5 protein-coding genes and 1 pseudogene are annotated in these 3997 nt (G+C 69.8%); 2 read left to right on the forward strand and 4 right to left on the reverse strand.

Annotated elements, in window-relative coordinates; all coding sequences use genetic code 11:
• A partial coding sequence (locus K8556_RS38620) for a serine/threonine-protein kinase (protein ID WP_223745141.1) occupies positions 1–1185 on the reverse strand: 1185 nt, incomplete at its 3' end.
• Between the two features lie 194 nt (positions 1186–1379).
• Between K8556_RS38620 and K8556_RS38625 the strand changes: the two genes are divergently transcribed.
• Both K8556_RS38625 and K8556_RS38630 read left to right on the forward strand, forming a co-directional pair.
• On the forward strand, positions 1380–1727 hold the full coding sequence (locus tag K8556_RS38625; protein WP_223745142.1) for a helix-turn-helix domain-containing protein: 348 nt from the start codon (positions 1380–1382) through the stop codon (positions 1725–1727).
• Between the two features lie 27 nt (positions 1728–1754).
• Positions 1755–2117, forward strand: a complete 363-nt coding sequence (locus tag K8556_RS38630; RefSeq protein ID WP_172811570.1) for a helix-turn-helix domain-containing protein — start codon at positions 1755–1757, stop codon at positions 2115–2117.
• A 4-nt stretch (positions 2118–2121) separates the two neighbouring features.
• Here K8556_RS38630 and K8556_RS38635 read toward each other — a convergent pair whose 3' ends face one another.
• From K8556_RS38635 to K8556_RS38645, 3 genes and pseudogenes are all read right to left on the reverse strand, one after another.
• Positions 2122–3291 carry a serine/threonine-protein kinase gene (locus K8556_RS38635; RefSeq protein WP_223745143.1) on the reverse strand — a complete coding sequence of 390 codons (1170 nt, stop codon included), beginning with the start codon at positions 3289–3291 and terminating at the stop codon, positions 2122–2124.
• Positions 3292–3389: 98 nt separating this feature from the next.
• Entirely contained in the window at positions 3390–3674 is a 285-nt protein-coding gene (locus K8556_RS38640; protein ID WP_223745144.1) for a hypothetical protein, read from the reverse strand.
• 8 nt (positions 3675–3682) lie between these two features.
• Positions 3683–3997 (reverse strand): annotated as a pseudogene (locus tag K8556_RS38645) (hypothetical protein); the annotation flags it as partial.

Consider the following 3997-nt stretch of genomic DNA (forward strand, 5'->3'; position numbering starts at 1 on the left):
TGGACGCACGACGCGCGACGTCCCGAGGCCCCATGCCGCCCCCGTCAAGACGAGCACCACTGCGAGAGCCGCCCAGGCGCGGAAGGCCCAGCGCTTCGCAAGCGCCACACGCACGGTCGTCGCGGGAGGCGGCGCCTCGCTCTCCGCAGCATCCGCGTCCATCGCTGGCGCCGGCTTCGGGGGACGGCGTTTGCCTCGACGGGGGCGGTGCCGGGGTTGGTGCCGCCACTGCTCGAAGCTGTCGATGCCCTCCCCCTCTGTCGTCGCGGAGTCCTCGTCGTAGGCGTCACAGAGCGGCACGTCCCACGTCGCGTCCGCACCGCGCAGCACCTGCTCCAGCGACTCGCAGAGCGCCTGGGCGCTCGGAGTGCGTGCCTCGGGCGTCTTCTCCAGGAGCCGCAGGCACACGTCGTTCAGCACCCGAGGCACCCGCTCGTTCTCCTCGTGCGGCGGCGTGGGGGCGCTGGAGAGGATCGCCTCTGTCACGCTGGCGCCGTCCCCGCCATCGAAGGGGAAGCGCCCCGTCAGCAGCCGATAGGCAACGAGTCCCAGCGCCCACAAGTCGTCCGCAGGCCCCGCTGCGTAACGAGCGTCCCGGTCCTCCAGGTGAGCGCGCAGGAAGCGCCATGCCTCCGGGGAGCGGTAGTCCACCGTCCCGGGCGGGAGGATGTCCGCTGTCAGCTCGCGCGCGCCCGCGTAGTCGCCGATGCCGAAGTCCACCAGCTTGGCCAGGCCGTCCGAGGCGCGCACCATGACGTTGGCCTCCTTCACGTCCCGGTGCAGCACCCCTTCCGCGTGGGCGGCGGCGAGCGCTCGCGCCACTCCCAGCAGCACGCGCGTCACCTGCCGAGCCGTGGGATTCTCCGCGTCGGCCCACGCGTCCAGCTGACGCCCCTCCACGTACTCCATGGCGATGACGGCGAATTGCGGCTGGGCCACCGGCCAGTAGCCATGCCCCAGAATCCGCACCACGTTGGGGAAGTGCAGGCGGGTAAGGATGGAGATTTCGCGCTCCGCCCGCTCCCCCACTCGCGGCAGGTGCAGCAGCTTCAGGGCGAAGCGCTGGCCATCGCAGTGCGCGAGGTACACCGTGCCGAAGCCGCCCTGCCCCAGTTGGCGCTCCACCGTGTAGCCCAGCACCTGGGCCCCAGGAGACAGCACGGCCGGAGGTGGCCCCCGTATCATGGCGTCCGTCCTTCGGGCTCCCTGGCCTCTTCCATGCGGCGTCCTCCCAGCGGGGCGCGGACCCTACCAGAAGCGGGAGAAGCCCGGGAATCCCTCCCTCTGGGCGGGCGCTCCAGGGAGGACTCCTGGAGTCTATTGCATTTCGCCCGACCTCCAGCATTCACCCTTGGAAGGACTTCGGTTACGATTCCGTCATGGCGCGCCATTCCTCGCAGCCGGCCCATTCCCAGCCACTCGCAAGCACCATTGGCAATGCCGCACGGGCCGCACGCACTCGCCTGGGCCTCACTCAGGCCGATATGGCCCAGCGCGTGGGCCTCGCTCACGCCGTTTACAGCCGCATGGAGCGAGGCCTCATCCTTCCCCGCGTCTCCACGCTCCAGCGCCTGTGCGGCGCGCTGGGCGTCACGCCAGACGAGCTGATGGGCCATACGCCCGTCTCCAGCGACTTCCCTGCCCGCCATCAGCTCCTCCTGCGTGTGCGCAACCTGGAGGAGCCCCAGGTGCGGGCGCTGCTCCTGCTGCTTCCCGAGTCCCGGTAGTGCGGCCTCGGCTACGCTGCGCCCGCCATGAATGAGGAACTCGGCATCACCATCGGCACGGAGGCCCGCGCCGCCCGTCAGCACCTGGGCCTGACGCAAGCCGAAGTCGCGGAGCGCATTGGGCTGGTGCACCCCGTCTACAACCGCCTGGAGCGCGGGAAGATGCTGCCCAGCGTCCCCTCCCTCTATCGCCTCTGCCGAGAGCTGCGCGTCTCCCCTGAGAAGCTGATGGGCCTCACCGCGACAGGTGACGTGCGGAAGGACACGCGGGAGAAGCCCAAAAAGGAAGAGGACGCCCCGGAGCTGCGGCGACTCCTCCACCTTGCGCGCAAGCTGGACGCGGAGGACCTCGCAGCCCTCCTCCACGTTGCCTCCGCCCTGGCGCGCTGAAGAATTACTCCCGCTTCAAGCCCTCCAGTTCGTGGGCGTCCAGTCCCTCGGGGAAGAAGCCCTCCTCGCCGAACTCCACCTCGTCGCGAAGGACACTGCCCTCCGCCAGTACCTGGGCCCACTCCGCTGCGGCCTCCTGCCGGCCGAAACCCGGGTGCCGCCTCGCCAAGGCAACGCGCATCGCGTCGCGCATGTCCGCCGCCGTGGCGAACCGCTCCTCGGGTTTGGCACGCAGCGCGACATGCAGCATGGCCTTCACGTCCGGAGAGAGTGAGGCCACCGCCTCCTCGACGTCCCCCGGGCCGAAGCGGGCCAGCAGCACCTGCATTTGCGTCAGCGGCAGGGAGGGGAGGAATTCCGGCTGGAGACGGAGCCTCTCCTTGGGCGGGCGCGGCACGTCCTCCACGTCGAAGAGGTGCTTGCCGGTAAAGAGTTCCACCAGCAGCACGCCCAGGCCGAAGACGTCGGAGCGCGGCGTCAGGGGCTGCCGCGTCAGGTACTCCGGCGAGGCATACGCCACGTCGCCCCGGACGAGGCTTGCGGGAGACTCCTCGCGTCCCACCACCAGCGAGTAGGCCGCGCCGAAGTTCGTCAGCTTCACCTCGCCTTGCGTCCCCACGTAGACGTGCCGGGGATTGACGTCGCGGTGGATGACGCCCAGTGACTTGCCGTCCGCATCCGTCAGCGTATGCGCGTGGTGCAGGGCCTCAGCGACTTCCGCGCCGATATAGAGGGCGAAGGCCTCGGAGACAGGCCGGCCGCGCGCCACCCCCGCACTCACCAGCGTCTCCAGCGAGGGGCCATCCACGTACTCCATGACGACGTGCAGCGCGCCTTTGTTCACCTTGCGGTGGAAGACCGTGGCAATGGCCGGATGGCGCAAACGGAAGGCCAGCTGAATCTCCTCCCCCAGCCGCGTGCGCTGCATGAAGGTGGAGGGGTTCGCCAGCCGCCGCACGAAGCAGAAGCCGGGAAGCTTGTTGCCCCGCTCCGAGAAGCGCTGAGCCAGCATTAGCAGCTCGCCCGTCTGCATCAGCACCAGCTCGCGGACGGCCTCGTAGCGGATGCCGTCGATGGTGAAGAGGTGCTGCGGCTTCTCAGGCGTCGGCGGAAGCTGCCTGCGGCGCGCGGAGGCTTCGGTGCGCGCCAGGTCATCGGTCGTCGTGTCGGGCATGGCTCCTCAGGAGGCGGGAGAAAGGCGCGACAGCGCCTCCCAAGGAGTTTGAGCGCAGTTAACTTTTAAAGTCCACAAACTCGGACTCTAAAGAGCAATCACCGCGCTTGGGCGAGGGCGAAGCCCGCCCCCGCGCCGAGTACCACCGCCAGCACCACAGCCAGGACAGGAACGGAGCGCGGCTGCTGGCGTAGCACCTCGTTCTCCGCCTGAAGGCGGCGCAGCTCGCGGGCCGTGAGGATGCAGCGCTCCGTGGACAACCAGCATCCCTCGGACACAGCCACCGTGCGCCCATCCTGGAGCGTCACGGTGGCACGGGCCACATCCAGCACTTCCCCTTCGGCACGCGCCCTGCCTGCTATCAGCAGGGCCAACGCCAGCACCAGGCCCCTCACCGCTTGTCGCCCGGCTGGAGCGCATCGAGGGCGGCCACCGCCGCCGCCTTGCCGGCAATCTCCCCGGCCGCCACTTCTCCCGCCTCGCGCGCCGCCTCCTCCACGGCGTCCCCGAAGAGGAGCGTCTTCATGACGGTGAAGCCACCCGCCGCGCTCAGGCCAATGGCGAGGGCCTTCAGCAGCAGGGCCACCGTGAAGGACTCACCTGCCAGGAGTGCGTTGGACACCGCACCTGCGACGGACAGCAGCAGCGCCAGCACCGCGCCCGCCCGCGCCGTCCGCAGCAGCGGCCACCACGCGCCCACGAAGCG

Source organism: Corallococcus sp. AS-1-12, from assembly GCF_020036995.1.
Taxonomy (GTDB): Bacteria; Myxococcota; Myxococcia; order Myxococcales; family Myxococcaceae; genus Corallococcus.